General features: G+C 41.0%; 23 protein-coding genes. 19 read left to right on the top strand and 4 right to left on the bottom strand.

Translation table 11 applies throughout. The features are described 5' to 3' along the window. Window positions 1–41 precede the first annotated feature (41 nt). Window positions 42–905: a helix-turn-helix domain-containing protein gene (locus G6R40_RS08470; RefSeq protein WP_165134075.1), complete on the top strand. Its 864-nt coding sequence runs from the start codon at window positions 42–44 to the stop codon at window positions 903–905. Window positions 906–1,022: 117 nt separating this feature from the next. Beyond that, window positions 1,023–1,919, top strand: a complete 897-nt coding sequence (locus tag G6R40_RS08465) for a helix-turn-helix domain-containing protein (RefSeq protein WP_165134073.1) — start codon at window positions 1,023–1,025, stop codon at window positions 1,917–1,919. A 63-nt stretch (window positions 1,920–1,982) separates the two neighbouring features. On the opposite strand, the gene mobC is transcribed toward G6R40_RS08465, so the two are convergent. The 4 genes from mobC to G6R40_RS08445 all read right to left on the bottom strand — a co-directional run bounded on the left by mobC (window position 1,983) and on the right by G6R40_RS08445 (window position 6,065). Then, on the bottom strand, window positions 1,983–3,983 hold the full coding sequence (gene mobC / locus G6R40_RS08460; RefSeq protein WP_165134070.1) for a conjugal transfer protein MobC: 2,001 nt from the start codon (window positions 3,981–3,983) through the stop codon (window positions 1,983–1,985). A 102-nt stretch (window positions 3,984–4,085) separates the two neighbouring features. Continuing rightward, the gene (gene mobB / locus G6R40_RS08455; RefSeq protein ID WP_165134067.1) at window positions 4,086–5,375 is read right to left on the bottom strand and encodes a conjugal transfer protein MobB; all 1,290 of its coding nucleotides are present in this window, start codon (window positions 5,373–5,375) and stop codon (window positions 4,086–4,088) included. Continuing rightward, the gene (gene mobA / locus G6R40_RS08450) at window positions 5,350–5,814 is read right to left on the bottom strand and encodes a conjugal transfer protein MobA (RefSeq protein ID WP_165134064.1); all 465 of its coding nucleotides are present in this window, start codon (window positions 5,812–5,814) and stop codon (window positions 5,350–5,352) included. The genes mobB and mobA overlap by 26 nt, the downstream gene beginning before the upstream one ends. A 2-nt stretch (window positions 5,815–5,816) precedes the next feature. Continuing rightward, window positions 5,817–6,065, bottom strand: coding sequence for a hypothetical protein (locus G6R40_RS08445; RefSeq protein ID WP_165134061.1), 249 nt, complete (start codon window positions 6,063–6,065; stop codon window positions 5,817–5,819). 457 nt (window positions 6,066–6,522) lie between these two features. On the opposite strand from G6R40_RS08445, the gene G6R40_RS08440 reads away from it, so the two are divergent. From G6R40_RS08440 to G6R40_RS08360, 17 genes are all read left to right on the top strand, one after another. Continuing rightward, complete coding sequence (locus G6R40_RS08440) at window positions 6,523–7,290, top strand: ParA family protein (protein WP_165134058.1); 768 nt, start codon at window positions 6,523–6,525, stop codon at window positions 7,288–7,290. An 11-nt stretch (window positions 7,291–7,301) separates the two neighbouring features. Beyond that, window positions 7,302–7,703, top strand: a complete 402-nt coding sequence (locus G6R40_RS08435; protein ID WP_165134054.1) for a DUF3408 domain-containing protein — start codon at window positions 7,302–7,304, stop codon at window positions 7,701–7,703. Beyond that, window positions 7,700–8,017, top strand: coding sequence for a DUF3408 domain-containing protein (locus tag G6R40_RS08430; protein ID WP_228455823.1), 318 nt, complete (start codon window positions 7,700–7,702; stop codon window positions 8,015–8,017). The genes G6R40_RS08435 and G6R40_RS08430 overlap by 4 nt, the downstream gene beginning before the upstream one ends. 10 nt (window positions 8,018–8,027) lie before the next feature. Next, entirely contained in the window at window positions 8,028–8,654 is a 627-nt protein-coding gene (locus tag G6R40_RS08425; RefSeq protein ID WP_165134051.1) for a conjugal transfer protein TraD, read from the top strand. 207 nt (window positions 8,655–8,861) lie between these two features. Continuing rightward, complete coding sequence (locus G6R40_RS08420) at window positions 8,862–9,167, top strand: DUF4134 domain-containing protein (protein ID WP_165134048.1); 306 nt, start codon at window positions 8,862–8,864, stop codon at window positions 9,165–9,167. Between the two features lie 11 nt (window positions 9,168–9,178). Further along, the gene (locus tag G6R40_RS08415; protein WP_165134045.1) at window positions 9,179–9,511 is read left to right on the top strand and encodes a DUF4133 domain-containing protein; all 333 of its coding nucleotides are present in this window, start codon (window positions 9,179–9,181) and stop codon (window positions 9,509–9,511) included. Next, window positions 9,508–12,009, top strand: a complete 2,502-nt coding sequence (locus tag G6R40_RS08410) for a TraG family conjugative transposon ATPase (protein WP_165134042.1) — start codon at window positions 9,508–9,510, stop codon at window positions 12,007–12,009. Before G6R40_RS08415 ends, G6R40_RS08410 begins: the two co-directional genes overlap by 4 nt. 27 nt (window positions 12,010–12,036) lie before the next feature. Continuing rightward, window positions 12,037–12,669: a DUF4141 domain-containing protein gene (locus tag G6R40_RS08405; protein ID WP_165134039.1), complete on the top strand. Its 633-nt coding sequence runs from the start codon at window positions 12,037–12,039 to the stop codon at window positions 12,667–12,669. Window positions 12,670–12,671: 2 nt separating this feature from the next. Further along, window positions 12,672–13,667 (top strand): conjugative transposon protein TraJ, encoded by a 996-nt coding sequence (gene traJ, locus G6R40_RS08400; protein WP_165134036.1) that lies wholly within the window; start codon window positions 12,672–12,674, stop codon window positions 13,665–13,667. 26 nt (window positions 13,668–13,693) lie between these two features. Beyond that, window positions 13,694–14,317: a conjugative transposon protein TraK gene (gene traK, locus G6R40_RS08395; protein WP_165134033.1), complete on the top strand. Its 624-nt coding sequence runs from the start codon at window positions 13,694–13,696 to the stop codon at window positions 14,315–14,317. A gap of 10 nt (window positions 14,318–14,327) precedes the next feature. Continuing rightward, entirely contained in the window at window positions 14,328–14,765 is a 438-nt protein-coding gene (locus G6R40_RS08390; protein ID WP_165134030.1) for a hypothetical protein, read from the top strand. Between the two features lie 20 nt (window positions 14,766–14,785). Then, complete coding sequence (locus tag G6R40_RS08385) at window positions 14,786–15,073, top strand: nitrogen regulatory IIA protein (protein ID WP_165134027.1); 288 nt, start codon at window positions 14,786–14,788, stop codon at window positions 15,071–15,073. After that, window positions 15,060–16,397 (top strand): conjugative transposon protein TraM, encoded by a 1,338-nt coding sequence (gene traM / locus G6R40_RS08380; protein WP_165134024.1) that lies wholly within the window; start codon window positions 15,060–15,062, stop codon window positions 16,395–16,397. The genes G6R40_RS08385 and traM overlap by 14 nt, the downstream gene beginning before the upstream one ends. A 24-nt stretch (window positions 16,398–16,421) precedes the next feature. Next, the gene (gene traN, locus G6R40_RS08375; RefSeq protein WP_165134021.1) at window positions 16,422–17,324 is read left to right on the top strand and encodes a conjugative transposon protein TraN; all 903 of its coding nucleotides are present in this window, start codon (window positions 16,422–16,424) and stop codon (window positions 17,322–17,324) included. Window positions 17,325–17,345: 21 nt separating this feature from the next. Further along, the gene (locus G6R40_RS08370) at window positions 17,346–17,906 is read left to right on the top strand and encodes a conjugal transfer protein TraO (protein WP_165134018.1); all 561 of its coding nucleotides are present in this window, start codon (window positions 17,346–17,348) and stop codon (window positions 17,904–17,906) included. An 11-nt stretch (window positions 17,907–17,917) separates the two neighbouring features. After that, a complete protein-coding gene (locus G6R40_RS08365) occupies window positions 17,918–18,367 on the top strand; it encodes a DUF3872 domain-containing protein (RefSeq protein WP_165134015.1) in 450 nt (149 codons plus the stop codon). Between the two features lie 113 nt (window positions 18,368–18,480). Next, window positions 18,481–18,768 carry a molybdenum ABC transporter permease gene (locus G6R40_RS08360; RefSeq protein ID WP_165134012.1) on the top strand — a complete coding sequence of 96 codons (288 nt, stop codon included), beginning with the start codon at window positions 18,481–18,483 and terminating at the stop codon, window positions 18,766–18,768. Window positions 18,769–18,899 lie beyond the last annotated feature (131 nt).

Below are 18,899 nucleotides of genomic sequence, written 5' to 3'. Positions count from 1 at the left end.
CGGAACAATATCGTACATTGCAATATTTATAATGCTGTTTTATGTCAAAAAATGACAATGGTCACATTTCTGAATGGTTGAACGAGGAGTTCGCTTATCGTGAAACCGACCTGCGTATGTTTATGTCCAACCATTACAAATTGGAAATGGGCTTTGCCCTATTGTGTGTCAGTGGTGAAGCCTTGCTGACCATCGGGGTATTGGAAAACCGGATTATTCCCGATACGGAATTAATTGTTTTACCGAAGTCCACTATCAGCCTTGTTTCTGCCTCGGAAGATTTCAGGGTAAGGATGTTTGTTTTTTCAAGCGAATTGATGGACAATACCAGTTTACGTCTTGGGAGTTCTCTTTTTCTCTTTCTCCGTGATACGCCGTTTTTCCAGCATACACCAAACTGCACTTTGTTAAGAAATCTGAATGTGCTTATGGACAATGCGGAATTGGTATCGGGCGAAAAGACTAATGAAATGGTAGAGCTGATGCGGTTCAATTTTTTACAGAATTATTTCATCTATCTATATGATAAATGCCAAAACCATTTCAGCCACCTGTTTAAAACGTATTCCCATAAACGGTCGCTGTTCTTTCAGTTTCTTTCCATATTGGACGAACATTACGAAAAGGAACGCAATGTGGCTTTTTATGCCGACCAGTTAGCTATTACACCACGATATTTGAGGAAGATTACGGCAGAGAATGCCAATTTTAAATCGCCCAAAGAAATGATTGATAAACGCCTGATTATTGAAATTGAAACCTTGCTCTACAAAACGGATTATTCGCTTCAGGAAATTGCCGAACAGCTAAATTTTCCCGACCAATCCTATCTAAGCCGATATTTTAAATCGCATAAGGGGTGCAGTCCGCTTCATTATAGAAAGGCAATAAAATTTTTGAATTAAGGAACATATTTTTGACAGGTATATGAATTGCATATTGGCTACCTTTTTTACTGATTTTGAGGGTGACATAGTTACTGTGTTTCAGGAATGTATAACTTTGTAATAAATAATCGTGCTATGGATGATATATTGAAAATTGAAAGTATTTCAGAATACAATAAGCTACGTGGGCTTGAAACGTTTCATCCTCTTGTCACTGTTTTTGATTTTGCAGAGGTTGGAGCAATGCCGTCGCTTGCTTTTAACCTCAACCTTTTTGCCGTATATCTAAATGATTTGAAGTGTGGGATATTGAAATATGGGCGTAACCATTACGATTATCAGGAAGGAACATTGATTTTTGTTGCGCCAAGACAGGTAATGCGTGTTAAGCACCGATTGAAAGAGTTTACGCCACAGGGTTGGGGGTTATTGTTCGATGCGGAATTGCTAAAAGGTACGTCTTTAGCACAACGTATCAAGGACTATACTTTTTTTTCTTACGATGTGAACGAAGCCCTGCACCTGTCAGATGCAGAAAGGGAGATTGTATTGGATTGTTTTACCAAGATACAGAACGAACTACGTCACGCTGTGGATAAGCATAGCAAAATGCTGATTGCTTCCAATATAGAATTGCTGTTGAATTATTGCATACGGTTTTATGACCGTCAGTTTATCACAAGGGAAAATGAAAACAGGGGAATTTTGGAAAAATTCGAGCGGTTGCTTTATGAGTATTTTTTATCCGATAAACCGAAAACAATCGGTCTGCCATCAGTAGCGTACTGTGCAGAGAAGTTTCATTTATCGGCAAGCTATTTCGGCGATTTGATAAAAAAAGAAACAGGTAAAACCGCTAAGGAATACATTCAGGGCAAAATCATCGAAATCGCCAAGCACAAAATATTTGATGAACATAAGACGGTCAATGAAATAGCCGAGGAATTGGGCTTTAAATACCCTCAACATTTCACGAGATTTTTCAAACAACAGGTCGGACATACGCCGATTGAATACAGGAGAATGAACTAAATAATCAATTAGGATAATAAAAACGGACTATTACTTATAGCCCGTTTTTTTGCTTGTATTGAATTAATCTTGTTGAATTAAGTGCTGTAAATCGGGGTCATTCTTTATCCTTTCCATTTCGCTTTCCACAATATGAACAATGTCTAACTTTATCTGACGGTAATTGCTTTCAATATCCCGTTTCATATTGTCCATTCCGTTGTCGTCTGTGAATGATAAAATCTGCGGTATCTTCTGATACGCTTTGGTTTCGGTCGCAACCTTTTCATTATCGACCACTATTTCAGCGTGAAATATCTTTTGCTCGATACGTTCGTCGAAGTTGTCGGACACGGAACCCACGAACATACCTTGTGTAAGTGTGCTGATTTTGGAAGCCGGAATAAGGCTGTCTAATTGAGTGGATATGGAAGTAGATTTATCATTTCGGTTAATGGTCATACTTTGCCGTTTTTGCAATACTTTTCCGAAACGCTCTGACAGGCTCTTTGCCGTTTCGCCCACTACCTGACCGCTAAAAATATTACCTACCGTATTCTGAATAACCTTAGCTTCTTTGTCGCCATAATCACGTATTAATTGCGAAAAATCCTGAAAGCCTAAACAAACTGCTACCTTGTTACTTCTCGCCGTTGCAATAAGATTATCCAAGCCACGAAAATAAATCGTAGGCAATTCGTCAATGATTACCGAACTCTTTAATTGTCCTTTCTTGTTGATGAGCTTGACAATTCGGGAGTTGTACAGACCCAAAGCTGCGGAGTAGATATTTTGGCGGTCGGGATTGTTACCTACACAAAGTATTTTAGGCTCATTTGGGTTGTTAATGTCTAAAGAAAAATCGTCGCCAGTCATAACCCAATACAAACTTGGGGAAATCATTCTCGATAAAGGAATTTTTGCTGAAGCAATCTGCCCCTGTAATTGGTCTTGTGCGCCGCCCTGCCAAGCATCCATAAAGGGCGACAAATAATTTTCCAAATCGGCATAAGAAGTCAGGATAGTAAATACGTCTGCATACTTTTTATTCAGTAGCTCAATGGCGTGGGGAAAGGTACAATATTTACCGTTATCGTAGATTTTTAAGTACCAAATAATGGCTGCTAATAGGATAATCGGGCTTTCCACAAAGAAATCCCCTTGCTTCTGTATCCACGACCTGTTGAGGTTCAGCATTATGGTATAGGCGGCTTCGTAGGCATCGCTAATGTCCGTCATAAAGTCGGGGTTGAGCGGATTGCAACGGTGGCTCTTGCGTGGGTCGTCAAAGTTTATCACGTAGAATTTTGGCTGAACCTTATATTTATCCCTGTTCTTTAATAAATGATTGTAGGCAATCGTGGAAAGGTCGTCAAACTTAAAATCGTAAATGTACATTGAGAAGCCTTTCTCAATCTGCTGTTTGATATAATTGTTTACAATGGCGTAGGATTTTCCGGAGCCTGGCGTTCCTAACACAATCGTTGCTCTAAACGGATTTACGATATTTATCCAACCGTCGTTCCATTTGTTTTTGTAGTAAAATTTTGTGGGCAGATTAACCGAATACTCATTCTGCATTAACTTGGTTTCCTGCTGGAAGCTCTCGTTTTCGTTATTGAATACGTCGTCCATTAAATTGCTACGCAGCAAACGGCTCATCCAAACTCCTGCCACCATTAAAGCGATATAGCCTAAGCTTGTGGTCAGGATATACAGAAATGTAGCGGTGTTTAATGGTAGTTTTAGTAATGGAAAGTTTAAAAAGAACAGGACGAAGCCGATAACCAATGCTACATAAATTTTGCCCCAAGTAATCTTTTCGTCCTTAACACCTTTCGTCCCCAAACAGCTCAAAGCCAACAAAACCAAAGCGAAAACTTTGGTATATAAGGTATGTTCAAATAGTCCTGCCGTTCGATTGAAATTTCCTAAAATCTTATTGATAATTTCCAATGTCCAGCCACGTTGTATAAAGAACCCGTAACAGAACCAATACAAGTGCATCAATACTATAATGATGCTTACTGCTCGCATAAAAGCCATAATCTTGGCTAAGCCTCTTAAATCGTCTTCTCCCTGCATTATAAAAAATTTTAAATGTTCGGGCGTGAATTTATGAGCTGTATAGCGTGGCTATAAGATTGTGGCAGTCAATGGCAGTACGTGGCGGTGTTTGGCTGAATGTTATTGTAACGCTCTTTTGCGTTTACGTTTTTTCTTCAATTTGTTTGCAAAGTCCTGTTCCTCGTAATCTTCGCCCTGTGCTTCAGGTAATAGCAAGCCGCCAAAGGCTTCAATCAAGCCGTCGTCTTTTTTGTCAGGAATGTTTAAGTCGAACAAATGATGCAGTTCTTCCGTGGGAAGATCCGCATCATTTGATGTGGATTTTTTTTCTTGTGGCTCGTCAGGCTCTTTAATGTCGGGCTTGATGTTGTTGTTCCAATAATCATTAAAGGTATTGGCAGAAAGTTCCTTTGCCAATCGTGAACCGTTCCAAACGGTTTTGGAATTGTGGTCTATGAATGTCATACCATAAATCCGTCCGGTGTCATTTCTTCGCACTACCACATTTATACCTTGTGCGGATAACTGCTTTTTAAAGCTCAATTCATCAGCCGTAGATTGCAAGGCAATGGTAACGGCTGATTTGAGTGTCTGTTTGGTCGGGTTGTCTTTCAAATCCGTTTTACATTTCGCAAAATGCAATTCCAAAGCTGGTAGCCCTGCATTCTTTCCGAACAGGGAAGCTTTAAACGGGTGTCCGGCTCTTTCTCCTTTTTCATTTAACGGAATATACAATAAACCTTGTCGCATTTTTCCCTGCAATTCGCCCTCCACTTTCTCGGTGGTAATATTAAAAAGAGAAAGCAAAGCGTTGTATTCTCCCAAAGACTGATACTGATAGTAGTTCGGTAAGTGCCGAACTACCGAAGCAATCTGACTTTTTACATCGCCTGCTTTATAATCCACAGGTTTAAAAATCTTGTTGTTCTGCTGGCGTTCCTTGTCCGTAGCTGGTATGAGATTGTGTTGCTGTTCGAGTTCTCGGCAAATATTCATCGAACGTATTTTTTCAAATTTATCCGATATTTTTTTACCGTTTTCGTCCACACAGACCGATACAATGTGAATGTGAGAGCGGTCAATGTCGGTATGCTTAAATACTACAAAAGGCTGTTCGCCGTAGCCCATTTCACGCATATATTGCTGTGCCATTTCCCGATATGTATCATCGCTGACTTTATCATTCGGGTCTGGATTGAGTGAAATATGCAAGGTATGTTTCTCGGTATTGAGGTTTGCCATCAAATAAGGAGCAAAAGATTGTGCTAATTGTGCAACGGAATATTGCCCGTTTGCTGTTTCAATAATCTTATTGGCAAACAGGATTTGTCCGTTTTCCTTTTCAACTTTTAGGTTATTGTACGCCAACGCACCGTATAAATTTTCACTTCTTCCGATTTTCGCTATCATTTTTAAGGCTGTTTTTGAGGTGTTTCTTATCAAATTCCTCGGTTATTTCCACAACTTTTTTGAATAATTGCACCATTTCAGCCGTTTGTTTTTCCAATTTATACAGGTATGCCGATGCCTTTTTCTCTGAAAAACTCTTATACAACAGCTTTACAATCTGATTATAATTAACCCCGATTGAGCGGAATTGACTGTGAAACGAAGTCAATCGCATATAGAAATCAACTGTTCCTTTATCAATTTGAACGGACTTCATCGTCTTGTCGAAGATGCAGGACGTTATAAAATGTGCTTTAACCTGCATACCCGATTGGTCAAACAGGGCAAGAAAACGGGCGTGTTCTTCCTCGTTAAAAGAAATCGTGTACCGGATTTTCGCAGGGTCGTTTTTAAGAGGACGCCCTGTCTTTTTTAACTGCTTTTTGCTGTTCTCATTCATCACTAATCCATTTTAAGTTCATACAAAACGCCGACTTCGGAGGACGTTTTCTGCTCCCTGCAAGGGCAAGTTGTTTTGAGCATCGGAAATCGTTTCGAGATGCTCAAAACACAACTTGCCGTGTTCTGATGAACACAAAAATCCGCCCTACGGGTCGGATTGAATTTAACAGGGAAAAACGGCTCGAAGCCGTCGCTGTTAAAATCCATTTTACCTCTTCGGTTTTGCATAAATCCGTTAATAAAAATCATTATACAAAGTAAAGCCCTCTTTATGAAAGCATTGTACTGCCGTACAGTGCCAAACACCGCCAATGAACGCCAAACAGTGCCACATCCCACTAACCAGATAAATCATTCGCTTTATTTGCCCTAAAGTTTTAGTGCAGGCAGTAAAACAAAGTATCTGAACAGGTAATGAAAACAAGTATCTAAACGGGTAATAAGACAGGATTGGAAAACAGGCTCTTTGTAATAAAAGAATAAGGTTTTAAAAGCATAAAACTATAAAAGTGCAAAAGCATAAAAGCGGTAAAGCACTTTATCATTTGCAAGGTTTACAACCTGCCAAGACAGAAAAGAAAGCAAAAAACAAGGTAGGAAAACATACAATAGGAAATACAGAAAAAAGGTAAAAAGTGAATTTTTCAATAAACCCAAATTCAATCCTTTTAAAATGACAAAACGTGAAACAATAAATTTTTAAATAATGGAAACAACAAAAGAAACTTTAAAAATCAGCTTCGCCACCCAAAAAGGTGGTGTAGGAAAATCGACGATGACCACCTTGCTGGCAAGTGTGCTTCACTACCGCTTGGGTTACAATGTCGTGGTAATGGATTGCGACTTTCCACAGCACAGCCTGACCAAAATGCGTGAACGGGATAAGAGAACTATCATTCAAAATGATTACCATAAAAAGGCAGCACTGAAACAGTTTCAGGAAATCGCTAAAAAAGCCTATCCGATAATTAAATGCAAGGCTGAAACGGCTTTGGATATGGCATCGGAATATATCAAGAAATCGGCGGTAGAGCCGGACGTGATTTTCTTTGATTTGCCGGGAACGGCAAATACCAAAGGTGTGCTTACCACCTTAAAAAAAATGGACTTTATCTTTTCGCCGATTACCGCTGACCGATTGGTCGTTGAAAGCACATTGGGTTTTACTAAAGCATTCCTCGGGCTTCCTCAAACCGAAGACAATAACGTAAAGCAAAAATTGTGGCTGTTTTGGAACCAAGTGGACGGCAGGGAAAGGACAGGCTTGTATGAAGCATATCAGAGGGTGATTGAAGAACTTGATTTATCTATTATGGAAACAAGGATTATGGACAGCAAGCGGTTTAGAAAAGAGGGAGAAGATACGAGCGGTTATGTGTTCCGGTCAAGTTTACTTGCTCCTGAAGCCCAACCAATGAAAGCAACCCGATTGGATTTGTTTGTCGAAGAATTTTTAAAAATCGTTCATCTCTAAAATCTTAAACTATGGCTATAAATAAAAAGAACAACGATTTTGAAAAGCCCGATGTCGATGAGGAATATCTAATGAACATCATTAGCGGTGATGAACCCGATGTCCAACCCGATACGAAAAAACAGGAAACCCCAAAGGAAACAAAACCGAGGGAAAAAGCTCGTAACAGCTCGGCTAAAAAAGCGGACTATGAGGACACATTTTTAGTTAATCGGTTTCCGTCAGGACGTAATGGAAAAGTAGTCTATATACGCCCCGAATATCACGAAAGGTTGCTCCGCATTGTGCAATTATCAAGAGAAGAAAAGACAACGCTCTACTCGTACATCGACAATATCCTTGAATACCATTTTAGGGAATTTGGCGACGATATTACAAATTATTTCAACGAACGTTTTAAACCCATTTTATGATGAAAAAAGCAAAGAAAAACAAGAAGAAGAATGCAGTTGCTCTAAGCAACCATTCCGAAAGTGAGAATAACAAAGTTCAGGTAACGTATGAAAACGCATTTCTGCAAATGAACAAAACGCAGAAACGGGGCAATAAAAGTATTTACCTCAATTCAGAGCATCACGAGCGTTTAAGCCGTATTGTACAGGTTATAGGCGAAGATAAAATTCCGCTGTTTGCCTACCTCAACAATATCCTTGACCACCATTTCAGGGTGTCTGAGAATATGATTACAAAGGAGTTCAACGAAAAGCACAAATCTCCATTTGAATAACAACTTGATTATGGAAATAGTAATTGTAATATGCCTTTTGATAGTCATTTTCTTGCTTTTGCAGGATAAGGTTATCATTAAGTGGAAGTCGGAGCATAAACCGATGCAGGAAAAAACCAATCCGAAACTGCCCGATATTATGGGGCAACCCAAGCCTGTAAGAAGCCAATCAGTGCCAAATACTGCCACTGAACGCCAAATTGCAGAACCGGAGGTAAACCCTGATAATTTAGACATCGAATACGACGAAAATGAAAACGTTGGTATTCAAATTCCGCAGGGGGAGCTGGACAAGGTTTTCAGCAATGAACCCGATTTGAAAGAGGAGGAAGAAGAATTGAACGGGAACAGAACTTCCGCAGGCGATGACGGTTTTGCCCAAGGGGTTACCTTTGAAGAACTGACAGACGTGGGGGTCTTGCTTAAAAAAGAGAAATTAGAGCCAGCCCAAAAGGAAACAGCGATTGATATAGTTCAAAGATTACAGGGAACCGAATTATTAAGCTTGTTGGAAAGTTCAATGGAAGATGCCTCCCAAAAGATTGCCGAGCTTTTGGATAGCACGCTTACAACTGAAACCGAAAACAGTTCTTCCAATTTGCGGAAAGATGATTTTGACATTGAGGAGTTTTTATAAAACTCCCGTATCACACTCAAAAAAAGAAACGTCAAACCGTAAAATGTTTGGCGTTTTTTTATGCTCCATTATACCAATATAAAGCCACTGAACGCCAAACACTTCCTTTGACTGCCACTTTCTAACACCACCTCATTTTCCATAAGACATTTGTCCCGAAAGCCCGCAAGGTGTGGGTTAAGGATAACAAATTAATGTGTTTCAATTATGGAAAAACAAAGAAAAAAAGTTTTGCTGACGGCAATGGCGATGCTGTCAGGAATTGGTGCGTTTGCACAAGGAAACGGGTCGGCAGGTATCAATGAAGCGACCCAAATGGTAACGTCCTACTTTGACCCAGCAACCCAATTGATTTATGCGATTGGGGCGGTCGTAGGCTTGATTGGTGGTGTAAAAGTGTATAACAAATTTAGTTCGGGCGACCCCGACACGAGTAAAACAGCGGCAAGCTGGTTTGGTGCTTGTATCTTCCTGATTGTAGCTGCAACCATCTTACGTTCATTCTTCCTGTAATCCTTTGCTTTATGAACAGTTATAACATTAACAAAGGCATTGGCAGGACGGTAGAGTTTAAAGGGCTGAAAGCTCAATACCTGTTCATCTTCGCTGGTGGTTTGCTCGGTACGCTCATCTTCGTGATGATATTGTATATGGCTGGCGTAAGTAATTACATCTGCCTGTTCCTCGGAGCTGGTGGTGCTTCACTCATTGTGTGGCAAACATTCTCGCTGAACAAAAAATACGGTGAACACGGGCTTATGAAAGTAGGTGCGAGAAAAAGACACCCTCGCTATATCATTTGTCGCAAGCCTGTACACAGGTATTTAAAATTCACTCCTAAACCGAAATCCGTATGAGAAATGTAGCAAAAACAGCCACATTGGAACATAAGTTTCCATTGCTGGCAGTAGAGAACAACTGTATCTTATCCAAAGATGCAGACATTACCGCCTGTTTTGAAGTACGATTGCCGGAACTTTTTACCGTAGCTTCTGCCGAGTATGAAGCCATTCACTCGGCGTGGCATAAGGCAATCAAGACCTTACCTGATTTCACGGTAATCCACAAACAGGATTGGTACATCAAGGAAAGCTACGCTCCCGATTTGGCACAGGAAGACCAAAGTTTTCTTTCAAAGTCCTATCAACGCCATTTCAACGAGCGACCGTTCCTGAACCATTATTGCTATCTGTTTCTGACAAAGACGACCAAGAACAGAATGCGTATGCAAAGCAACTTTAGTTCGCTTTGCAAAGGCACACTCATTCCAAAGGAAATCAATAAGGAAACGATACACCGATTTATGGAAGCGGTCGCACAGTTTGAGCGTATCGTGAACGATAGCGGTTTTATAACCCTGCGACGTTTGACCGAAGATGATATAATCGGTACGGACGAGAAACAGGGCTTGCTGGAACAATACCTCACACTTTCGAGAGAAGCCGGAACACCAATGCAGGATATAGCACTTGGGGCAGAAGAAGTGCGTATCGGAAACAAAAGGCTGTCTTTGCACACCTTGTCCGATACAGACGACCTGCCTGCAACCGTTTCGGCTGATACCCGATTTGAAAAGCTATCCACAGACCGGAGCGACTGCCGATTATCTTTTGCTGCTCCCGTAGGATTGTTGTTGAGCTGTAACCACATTTACAATCAATACATATTCTTGGATAACAGCGAAGACAACCTACAAAGATTTGAGAAATCTGCTCGTAATATGCACTCTTTGGCTCGGTATAGCCGTGCTAACCAAATCAATAAAGAATGGATTGAGAAGTACCTGAACGAAGCCCACAGCTTCGGGCTATCTTCTGTAAGGTCGCACTTCAACATAATGGCTTGGTCGGAAGACCCTGCGGAACTCAAACAGTTGAAAAACGATTGCGGTAGTGCATTGGCACTTATGGAATGCAAGCCACGCCACAATACTACCGACGTAGCTACGCTGTATTGGGCTGGAATGGCTGGCAATGCTGGGGATTTTCCTGCGGAAGAAAGTTTTTACACGTTCATAGAGCCAGCTTTATGCTTCTTCACAGAAGAAACCAACTACCACAATTCGCCCTCTCCGTTCGGTATAAAAATGGCGGACAGGCTTACAGGAAAACCAATCCATTTGGATATTTCCGATTTACCAATGAAAAAGGGGATTATCACGAACCGCAACAAGTTCATACTTGGGCCATCTGGTTCGGGAAAATCTTTCTTCACAAATCATATGGTACGTCAATACTACGAACAGGGTGCACACGTACTGCTGGTAGATACGGGTAACTCTTATCAGGGATTGTGTGAGCTGATAAAAGGTAAAACAAAAGGCGAAGACGGCGTTTACTTTACATACACAGAAGACAACCCAATTGCTTTTAATCCTTTCTATACCGATGACGGCGTTTTTGATATTGAGAAGCGTGAGAGTATCAAGACTTTGATACTCACGCTTTGGAAACGTGATGATGAACCGCCAACCCGTTCGGAAGAAGTAGCATTGTCCAATGCCGTTTCCGGCTATATTGACCGTATCAAGCAAGACGATACTTACCCGTCATTTAATGGTTTTTACGAGTACGTGAAAGGCGATTATCGCAAGGTACTCGAAGAAAAACAAGTCAGGGAAAAAGACTTTGATATAGCCAATTTCCTGAATGTTTTAGAACCTTATTATCGTGGTGGAGAGTATGACTATCTGTTGAACTCCGATAAGCAATTAGACCTCTTGTCCAAACGCTTTATCGTGTTTGAAATTGATGCCATAAAAGACCACAAAATCCTCTTTCCGATAGTCACAATCATCATTATGGAGGTGTTCATCAACAAAATGCGGAGGCTGAAAGGTATTCGCAAGCTCATACTGATTGAGGAGGCTTGGAAAGCAATCGCCAAAGAGGGAATGGCTGAATACATCAAGTATTTGTTTAAAACCGTCAGGAAATTTTTCGGAGAAGCCATAGTTGTAACGCAAGAGGTCGATGATATTATCCAGTCGCCTATTGTCAAGGAAAGTATCATCAATAACTCCGACTGTAAAATCCTCTTAGACCAACGCAAGTATATGAACAAGTTTGACGACATACAGGCGATGTTGGGACTTACGGACAAAGAGAAAGGTCAGGTATTATCTATCAATATGAACAACGATGCCAGCCGACTTTACAAGGAGGTTTGGATAGGATTGGGCGGAACACACTCGGCAGTGTACGCAACGGAAGTAAGCCTTGAAGAATATTTGGCTTACACAACGGAGGAAACCGAAAAAATGGAAGTGATGCAACTCGCTTCCGAATTGGACGGTAACGTAGAACTCGCCATTAAGCATATCGCTATGCAACGGCGTGACAATGTAAATCAATAGTAATTAACAATCAAAAATTTTAAGGCAATGAAAAAACTGTTTTTAATGGTGCTTACGGCAATGCTGTTTGCCGTTGCACCGAGTGCAAAAGCTCAATTTGTAGTAACTGACCCTGCAAATTTGGCATCAGGTATTCTCAACAGTGCGAACGAAATCGTACAGACTTCCTCAACTGTGAGCAATGTGGTTAAGAACTTCAAAGAGGTTGAAAAAGTTTATAAGCAAGGCAAGGAGTATTACGACAAGCTGAAAGCGGTCAATAACCTTGTGAAAGATGCCCGTAAGGTGCAACAGACTGTTTTGCTGGTGGGCGATGTATCGGAAATGTATGTTCAGAATTTCGGCAAAATGATGAACGACCCGAATTTCTCTGCACAGGAATTGACTGCAATCGCAAACGGTTACTCTGCTTTGTTAAACGAAAGTACAGAGCTGCTAAAGGAACTGAAACAGATTGTATCCTCCACAGGCTTGTCACTAAATGACAAAGAGCGTATGGATATTATCGACCGAGTGTATAAAGAAGTAAAAGAATACCACAGCCTTGTACGCTACTACACCAACAAGAATATCTCTGTTAGTATCCTGAGAGCAAAGAAACAGAACAATACCAAACGAGTACTTGACTTGTACGGAACTCCTAACCAAAAATATTGGTAGTTATGGAATTTCAAAATCTGCACGAAGTCTTACGCTCATTGTACGATGAGATGCTCCCACTGTCCGCCGATATGGCGGCAGTGGCTAAAGGAGTAGCCGGATTGGGTGCTTTGTTCTATGTCGCTATAAAAGTATGGCAGGCATTGAGTAGAGCCGAACCCATTGATATGTATCCTTTGCTCCGTCCGTTCGCATTAGGCATCTGCATTATGTTCTTTCCGACTATCGTTTTGGGAACAATCAATGCGGTGCTAAGTCCGGTGGTACAGGGTACGCACGCCATACTCGAAAATCAGGTGCTTGACCTCAATGATTTGCAGGCTAAAAAAGACCTGTTGGAACGTGAAGCAATGCTGCGAAACCCCGAAACTGCGTACTTAGTATCAAACGAAGAGTTCGACGCAAAGCTCGAAGAATTGGGCTGGTCGCCGGGCGACCTGATTACAATGTCGGGTATGTATATGGATAGGTTTGCCTACCAAACCGAGCAAGCCATTAAGAATTGGTTTCGCAACCTGCTCGAAGTACTGTTCCAAGCTGCTGCATTGGTCGTTGATACGATACGAACATTTTTTCTAATCGTGTTGAGCATATTGGGGCCGATAGCCTTTGCGATTTCAGTGTGGGACGGTTTTCAGTCCACACTTACGCAATGGCTGACCCGATATGTGAGCGTTTATCTATGGTTGCCCGTCGCCGACCTGTTTAGTTCAATGCTTGCCAAAATTCAATCCCTTATTATCGAAAAGGATATACAGATGCTCGCTGACCCGACCTACATACCCGATACGGGTAATACGGTTTACATCATCTTTATGATTATCGGCATCGTGGGTTACTTCACTGTTCCAACTGTGACAGGCTGGGTAATTCAGGCTGGTGGTGCAGGAAACTTTACACGAAACGTAAACCAAGCCGCTATGAAAGCCGGAAACGTGGCAAGTGCCGGAGCTGGTTCTGCTGCCGGAAATATCGGAGGTCAGCTACTCAAAAAATAATGTAAAACGAATAATCATTTAAAAAAATGGAATTTAAAACTTTAAGAAATGTAGAGAATAGCTTTCGGCAGATACGTCTGTATGCAATTGTGTTTGCTGTTCTCTGTATTGGCGTAGTAGGATTTGCCGTGTGGAAATCCTACAACTTTGCCAATGAACAACGCCAAAAAATCTATGTTCTTGACAATGGCAAATCTTTGATGCTTGCTTTGTCGCAAAATGCTTCGATTAACAGACCTGTGGAAGCAAGAGAACACGTCAGACGTTTTCACGAGCTTTTCTTCACGCTTGCACCCGATAAAAATGCTATCGAGAGCAATATGGCAAGGGCATTCAACCTTGCCGACAAATCAGCCTTTGACTATTACAAAGACTTGTCGGAGAAAGGGTATTACTCCCGTATCATATCAGGGAACGTACAACAACGCATTGAAGTGGATAGTGTCGTATGCAATTTCGACAATTATCCCTATTCGGTGCGGACTTATGCCAAACAATTCATCATACGGTCAAGTAACGTAACACGCCGTAACCTGATTACTTCCTGCTATTTAGTGAACTCGGTAAGGTCGGATAATAACCCACAAGGGTTTAATATCGAAAAGTTCGCAGTCGTTGAAAATCGGGATATAGAGGTCATTAACCGATAAAATCAAGGATATGAAACAGCAATTTGATTTAGAAACCTTTGCCAAAACCCTTACCGATAAGGGGTATGATGGCTACTTCCATACGGAGAGCTACTGTGCTGGCAAACTAAAGGACAGCATCAGTGAATTTTTAGAGGCTTGGAACAACGGTAAAGAAACCCCTTTATTGGCAAATTACCTGCATTTGTCCACTTACCTGCAATGGAATGGCGAGGATAAGCCCAATATTCAGTGCAATATGTGGGTAAAATACGAGAACGGGAAATTCGATTTACAAGAAACCGAAATGTATATCAAGAGAGCTGACCAATACGGACAATTATTAAAGGAAACCAAGTTGACCAATCTTACTGCAAGCTCGTTTCCGACCGTAAAAGAAGCAATTGCCCAAGTAAGCGAAAAACCTAAAGAACAGGTTACTCCCCGAAAAAAAGGGTTTAGAATGTGATAACCCAAAATCATTAAAGTATGAAAAAATTAAGGGAAAATATGGACAGGTTTTTTGACAGGCAGGACGAGTGTTGGCGGTCTTTGCCCGTGGGCAAACAGCACCTCTATACGCTATACTTCTTTGTCGGTTATCTGCTACTGACCGTAGGGGTGGTTGCCAAAGTATGGTACGATACCAAACAGTCAAAAAACGATATGCACATTGAGCATATCGAAAACCCTGTCCTCAAAAAGAACGAAAGCCCTGTAAGATTGCAGGACACATTAACAACAATTTTAAAAGATAGGATTTATGAAAGAAAATGAGAACAAAAAGTCGGTTGTTCGGGTAACTGAAGGAAACCCGAAAGATACCGCTGATGTACTGCAAAACGGTACAGAGAACAAAACGGAAAAACTTAAAAAGCCAATGATTTTTGGTTTAATGGGTATTGTTTTCGTGGGTTGTATGTATTTGATTTTTAAACCGTCGGAAGACAAAAACGAAATCGAGAACATTGGTCTGAACGATGCCGTTCCACAAGCTACCGGAGCCGGACTACCCGACAATAAGGGCAAGGCTTATGAGCTTGAAATGCTCGAACAAAAAGACCAAGAGAAACGAAATGCTTTGACTACGCTTTCAGATTATTGGAACACGGACAACAACGACGAACCAATTGATGAATTTGCTAAGGAAGAAGAAAGCTACGACTTTGGTAGTGGCAGAAATTCGGGAAGAAACGGCAATCCTGCACTGAACAGCTACCGAAATATGCAAAGTACATTGGGGTCATTTTATAATGACGACAATTCGGAAACAATAGAACTTCGCAGACAGTTGGACGAACTCAAAGAGCAATTAGCGGAACAAAATGTACCCAAGCCTGTAACCGTAGATGACCAGCTTGCTTTAATGGAGAAATCCTATGAAATGGCAGCAAAATATCTTCCGCAAAATACCAACACAAGCACCGCAGAAAACGTACCTGTAAACGGTACGGCTTCGGGGTCATCAAGCAATCAGAAAGAGCATTTTGTGGCGTTTACTGCGGCAAGAAAAAATACCGTGTCCGCTTTGTACCGTGAGCCTACGGATAGTGCCTTTTTAGCTGATTGGAGCGAAACCCGAAATCGAGGTTTTTATACTGCTGGTGCTACCGAGCAAGTGGTACAACCAAAAAATAGCATCAAAGCCTGTGTACACGATGCACAGACGGTTGTCGGCGAAACAGGTGTAAGATTGCGATTATTAGAACCTGCCAAAACCCCAATCCGTACAATCCCACAAGGAACGATTGTTACTGCCAATGCCAAGTTTCAAGGAGGACGTTTACAGCTCAAAATTACCTCTATCGAATTAGAGGGAAATATTATCCCTGTGGATATTACCATTTATGATTTGGACGGACAGCAAGGACTTTATGTTCCTTACTCTCCTGAAATGAATGCACTTACCGAAATGGCTGGGAATATGAGCCAAACGGGCGGAACAAGTGTAATGCTGACACAAAATGCCGGACAACAAGTCGCTGCCGATTTAAGTCGTGGCGTGGTGCAGGGAATTTCGGGCTATTTCGCCAAGAAAGTACGCACACCAAAAGTTACGCTAAAGGCAGGACATCAGGTCTTTTTGGTATCAAAACAATAATGTTGAACTCAAATTTTTAAACAAATGAAAAATCTTTTTAAAACCTTTTGGGCGGTTGCCCTGACCATCGGCTTTGCCGTGACTTCTTTTGCACAAGATAGTGTAAATGCAAAAACTCCGCTTGCTTTGGGCAAGATAGAACCCTACAAAATGGAAGTGACCTACGATAAAACTTCGCATTTGATTTTCCCGTCCGGAATAAGATATGTGGATTTGGGAAGCGAATACCTGATTGCAGGAAAGGCGGAAGATGCTGAAAACGTATTGCGTGTAAAAGCATCGGTAAGGGATTTTGAAACCGAAACCAATTTTTCCGTTATCACGAATGACGGACGTTATTACTCCTTTGATGTGTATTACAGTAGCTATCCTGATGTATTAAGCTATGACCTGCTGACAATGCAAAAGGCAATAGATAAAACCAACGGAAATGATGTGCTGTTTGAGGAGTTGGGCAATAATTCTCCGTCTTTGGCAGGCTTGTTATTGGAAACCATTTACAAGAAAGACAAGCGTATCGTGAAGCATATAGGGGCTAAGAGTTTCGGTATTCAGTTTATCCTGAAAGGTATCTACATTCACAACGGCAAATATTACTTCCATACGGAATTGAGAAACAAAACCAATGTACCGTTTGAAATAGACTTTATCAATTTCAAAGTCGTGGATAAAAAGGTCGCTAAGCGTACCGTAGTGCAGGAACGGGCATTGACACCGCTACGAACTTACAAGCCATTGGAGGACGGAATAAGTGGAAAATCTACTGAACAAAATGTTTTCCTGTTAGACAAATTCACGATTACCGATGACAAGGTACTGCTGATTGAGATTTTTGAGAAAAACGGAGGCAGACATCAAACAGTTCAGGTCGAAAATTCGGACTTAATCAAAGCTCGTGTAATCAGTGATATGCACCTGAAATTTTAATAACCCTTTAAAGTAATAACAATGAAAAAGTATATCTATACCGTGATGCTACTTTTTGTGGCCATCACGGTTACACAGGCACAAAGAATGCTCCCAAAACAGAAAGGATTGGAAGTAAATGTTGGTGTATTATCTGATGATAAAATCGGTAATGATTATTATATCAATATCGGTATGACCGTAAATGGCAAAAACGGCAATTATCAGATTTGGGCTTTGGAATACACGCACCAATACCACGACTATAAAGACCAACGAATACCGCAGGAAACCTATACTGCTGAGGGCGGTTACAGTTTCTTCCTGCTGGGCGACAGCCGTAAGAACATTACGTTGAATTCAGGTATAACGGGAGTAGTCGGTTATGAGAACATTAACCGTGGCGAAGCTATGTTGTATGACGGTGCAAAAATATTGAGCGAGGACAATTTTGTTTACGGAGCTGGTGGACGGCTCACATTTGAAACGTACCTGTCTGACCGATTTGTGCTTATCCTGCAAGGGCGTACAAAGGTCTTATGGGGTACGGATTTACGACAATTCCGACCGTCCGCAGGTGTGGGATTAAGGTTTAACTTTTAAAATTTGAAACGATGATAGCAATATTTAATAAATTCAGAACAGGATTACTGCCGATATATGTAATGCTGGCAATCCTGTCAGGTTCTATTTCGCTGGTATCTTGTAGCAAAGATGATGAACTCGAAATACAGAACGATTTTCCTTTCGAGGTCAATGTAATGCCCGTACCTAAAGAGGTTTCCAATGGGCAAACAGTAGAAATCAGAATAACCATACAGCGTAGCGGTAACTACCAAAATACACAATATTATCTCCGTTACTTCCAATTTGACGGAACGGGAACATTAAGGTATTATGATGAACCGCCATATCTGCCAAACGATTTGTACCCATTGCCAACGGAGCAATTCCGGTTGTATTACACTTCATCTTCTACCGTATCACAATCCTTTGAGGTTTGGATTTCTGACAGCTTCGGAAATGAGAAACAAATAAGTTTTCAGTTTAACAGTAGTGATTAAGTGATACTGAAACATAAAAGCAAAACCGACTTGAAACAGGTCGGTTTTTTACTTTTTAGCATCCAATGTAAGGCGTTTTTGTTTAAATTTACTTCATTATAAATCATATAGCTATGGATACGGTTACAGCTCAATTAGTGTTTGGTATTTTTGTTATTGTCGTTGCGATTGGGCTTATTTATTGGATAAACCGCAGGAAGTTTTACAGGCGTAGTGCTGCTGGTGTAGAAATGTTTTCGAGGTATTCTACCGCCGTATTTGTACGTTTTTTGGAACGTGTCGGCAAATGGATTGCTTACGCTTTGATTATACTCGGCATTGTCTGTATTTGGACTTATAGCCAAATGAAAAAGGATAAGGAGAAACAAGAAGTAAAGACAGAGCAACCTGCCCAAAGCTGACTTTTTTCTAATAGTATTTTTTTCAAAATCGGATAGCTCCAAAGGTTATCCGATTTTTCGTTTGTGGTAAACATAAAACGCCAAACACTGCCTTTCAACGCCAAAGGGTGCAACAATCCATACCCCTGTAA

It is taken from the genome of Chryseobacterium sp. POL2 (assembly GCF_011058315.1).
GTDB lineage: Bacteria > Bacteroidota > Bacteroidia > Flavobacteriales > Weeksellaceae > Soonwooa.
The sequence above is the reverse complement of the archived record's forward strand: the minus strand, read 5'-3'. Positions and strand labels throughout refer to the sequence as shown.

Bases quoted from the DNA above. Each gene is read 5' to 3' on its own strand.
- G6R40_RS08470 (WP_165134075.1), top strand. From the start codon at position 42: ATGTCAAAAAATGACAATGGTCACATTTCTGAATGGTTGAACGAGGAG.
- G6R40_RS08465 (WP_165134073.1), top strand. From the start codon at position 1,023: ATGGATGATATATTGAAAATTGAAAGTATTTCAGAATACAATAAGCTA.
- mobC (WP_165134070.1), bottom strand. From the start codon at position 3,983: ATGCAGGGAGAAGACGATTTAAGAGGCTTAGCCAAGATTATGGCTTTT.
- mobB (WP_165134067.1), bottom strand. From the start codon at position 5,375: ATGATAGCGAAAATCGGAAGAAGTGAAAATTTATACGGTGCGTTGGCG.
- mobA (WP_165134064.1), bottom strand. From the start codon at position 5,814: ATGAATGAGAACAGCAAAAAGCAGTTAAAAAAGACAGGGCGTCCTCTT.
- G6R40_RS08445 (WP_165134061.1), bottom strand. From the start codon at position 6,065: ATGATTTTTATTAACGGATTTATGCAAAACCGAAGAGGTAAAATGGAT.
- G6R40_RS08440 (WP_165134058.1), top strand. From the start codon at position 6,523: ATGGAAACAACAAAAGAAACTTTAAAAATCAGCTTCGCCACCCAAAAA.
- G6R40_RS08435 (WP_165134054.1), top strand. From the start codon at position 7,302: ATGGCTATAAATAAAAAGAACAACGATTTTGAAAAGCCCGATGTCGAT.
- G6R40_RS08430 (WP_228455823.1), top strand. From the start codon at position 7,700: ATGATGAAAAAAGCAAAGAAAAACAAGAAGAAGAATGCAGTTGCTCTA.
- G6R40_RS08425 (WP_165134051.1), top strand. From the start codon at position 8,028: ATGGAAATAGTAATTGTAATATGCCTTTTGATAGTCATTTTCTTGCTT.
- G6R40_RS08420 (WP_165134048.1), top strand. From the start codon at position 8,862: ATGGAAAAACAAAGAAAAAAAGTTTTGCTGACGGCAATGGCGATGCTG.
- G6R40_RS08415 (WP_165134045.1), top strand. From the start codon at position 9,179: ATGAACAGTTATAACATTAACAAAGGCATTGGCAGGACGGTAGAGTTT.
- G6R40_RS08410 (WP_165134042.1), top strand. From the start codon at position 9,508: ATGAGAAATGTAGCAAAAACAGCCACATTGGAACATAAGTTTCCATTG.
- G6R40_RS08405 (WP_165134039.1), top strand. From the start codon at position 12,037: ATGAAAAAACTGTTTTTAATGGTGCTTACGGCAATGCTGTTTGCCGTT.
- traJ (WP_165134036.1), top strand. From the start codon at position 12,672: ATGGAATTTCAAAATCTGCACGAAGTCTTACGCTCATTGTACGATGAG.
- traK (WP_165134033.1), top strand. From the start codon at position 13,694: ATGGAATTTAAAACTTTAAGAAATGTAGAGAATAGCTTTCGGCAGATA.
- G6R40_RS08390 (WP_165134030.1), top strand. From the start codon at position 14,328: ATGAAACAGCAATTTGATTTAGAAACCTTTGCCAAAACCCTTACCGAT.
- G6R40_RS08385 (WP_165134027.1), top strand. From the start codon at position 14,786: ATGAAAAAATTAAGGGAAAATATGGACAGGTTTTTTGACAGGCAGGAC.
- traM (WP_165134024.1), top strand. From the start codon at position 15,060: ATGAAAGAAAATGAGAACAAAAAGTCGGTTGTTCGGGTAACTGAAGGA.
- traN (WP_165134021.1), top strand. From the start codon at position 16,422: ATGAAAAATCTTTTTAAAACCTTTTGGGCGGTTGCCCTGACCATCGGC.
- G6R40_RS08370 (WP_165134018.1), top strand. From the start codon at position 17,346: ATGAAAAAGTATATCTATACCGTGATGCTACTTTTTGTGGCCATCACG.
- G6R40_RS08365 (WP_165134015.1), top strand. From the start codon at position 17,918: ATGATAGCAATATTTAATAAATTCAGAACAGGATTACTGCCGATATAT.
- G6R40_RS08360 (WP_165134012.1), top strand. From the start codon at position 18,481: ATGGATACGGTTACAGCTCAATTAGTGTTTGGTATTTTTGTTATTGTC.